Genomic DNA, 1,870 nt, shown 5'->3' with positions numbered 1-1,870 from the left:
CGTCAGCGTTACAAGGCTGAAACTGTGCACGCGTTTTGCGGACTGCTTCAAGCAACAGCTTAAGCGACTTATAGACCATTGCCAAACCGCTAAACCCAGACTGAGTCCGTGTGATGTGCCATTAGTCAACCTAAGCCAAGCGCAATTAGACCAGCTACAGCAGCATAGCGACATTACCGATGTTTATCCGCTGTCGCCTATGCAGCAAGGCATTTTGTTTCATGCGTTGCAAGAACCTGAAGCAGCGGTTTATGTGACTCAGCTTAGCGTGGATTTGCAGGGACTCGACACTAAAGCATTTGCGGCAGCTTGGCAGCACGTGGTGTTACGCCACGACATATTGCGCACGGCATTTTTCTGGGGCAACGGTTTGGCAAGTCCGGTACAAGCCGTACTCAAACACGCAGAGTTAGCTATAACGTGTTTGGATTGGCGTGACCGGCTTGTCACTGAAGCCAGCTTGGCGCAATTGAGTGCGGACGATTACGACCAAGGATTTGAGTTATCTCAAGCACCGCTGTTGCGTTTGACGTTAGTGCAATTGCCAGAGCAACGTACCCGGTTTATTTGGACTAGCCACCATTTACTGCTAGATGGCTGGAGTCAATCGTTATTGCTAGGCGAAGTCATGGCGTTATATCGCCAGCCTATGCAAACCGTATGTCGTAGCGGGCAATTCTGCGATTATATCGCCTGGTTAGTACGGCAAGACGGAGAAAAGCGCGCAAGCATTTTGGCAAGCGCAAATTCAACGCGTAGACACGCCATGCCACTTATCAGAAACCATCACTAAACCCACGCAGGGGCAAGGCCACGGTTATTGGCACTGCCATTGGACTGAAGAAGAAACCCAAGCATTGCAACGCTTTGCCCAAGCACAACGTGTGACAGTTAATACCTTAGTGCAATGCGCTTGGGGACTATTACTGAAAGCTTATACCGGGCAGTCAACTATTGTGTTTGGCTCTACTGTTGCGGGCAGACCTACCGGTTTGGTTGAGGTGGAAACGATGCTGGGTTTGTTTATCAACACCTTGCCTATTGTGTTAAGCCCTATGCCCGGACAAACAGTGAGTAGTTGGCTTACAGCGGTGCAAACACAAAATTTACAGCTACGCGAGTTTGAACACACGCCTTTGTACGCGATACAGCAATGGGCCGGTTGCGCCGGTGCTAACTTGTTTGACACCTTGTTGGTTTTTGAAAATTACCCGGTGTCGACGGCTTTGCAGCAAGCTCAAGCACAGCTATCGATTAATAGCTTACAGCAACGCGATGCAACGAATTACCCACTGACTTTAGATATAACACTAAGCTCAAGCTTAGACATTGGTTTTGACTATCAAAAAAGACCAATTTAGTGCAGACGCTATTCAGTCTATGGCGGATTATCTCAAAGCGTTATTGCAAATAATGGTTAACCATCCTGACGGTTTGCTGGGTAATGTGCCAGGTTTGCTACCCTTGGCTCTGCCCGTGCTCGCAACGCAAACCATGCCGTTTGTTTCGGTGCTCAATAGTATTCTGAGCCAAGCTAAACAAACCCCAAACAACATAGCCGTACACGTCAACGATGAGGTTATTAGCTATGCCGAGTTGGTTGATTGGAGTTTAGCGATAGCGGATGAGTTGGTTGGTTTAGGCTTAAAACCGGGTAACGTAGTCGCGCTATGCTTGCCACGTGGTGCTTTAATGATTGCGGCGCAATTAGCCGTGTTGATGCAAGGTGCTGTGTTATTACCTTTAGAGCCTGATGCACCTGACGCTAGACTTGGTTTTATGCTAGATGATGCTGAGGCGAGTTTAGTGCTTACTATTGATGCGTGGTCTGAGCGCTTTGCCGGAAAACCAATACTCTCATTGCCACCCA

The 1,870-nt window shown here is 48.5% G+C and carries 1 protein-coding gene and 1 pseudogene; both read left to right on the top strand.

What is annotated here, in order from left to right; genetic code table 11:
* The first annotated feature begins 199 nt into the window (after window positions 1-199).
* Window positions 200-1,361: pseudogene (locus tag VZ94_RS29945) on the top strand (condensation domain-containing protein).
* The coding region (locus tag VZ94_RS23955; RefSeq protein ID WP_157845014.1) for an AMP-binding protein at window positions 1,336-1,870 on the top strand (535 nt) is incomplete at its 3' end. The pseudogene VZ94_RS29945 and the gene VZ94_RS23955, both read left to right, overlap by 26 nt.

Origin of the sequence: Methylocucumis oryzae (assembly GCF_000963695.1) — a bacterium.
Classification (GTDB): domain Bacteria; phylum Pseudomonadota; class Gammaproteobacteria; order Methylococcales; family Methylomonadaceae; genus Methylovulum; species Methylovulum oryzae.
The sequence above is the reverse complement of the archived record's forward strand: the minus strand, read 5'-3'. Positions and strand labels throughout refer to the sequence as shown.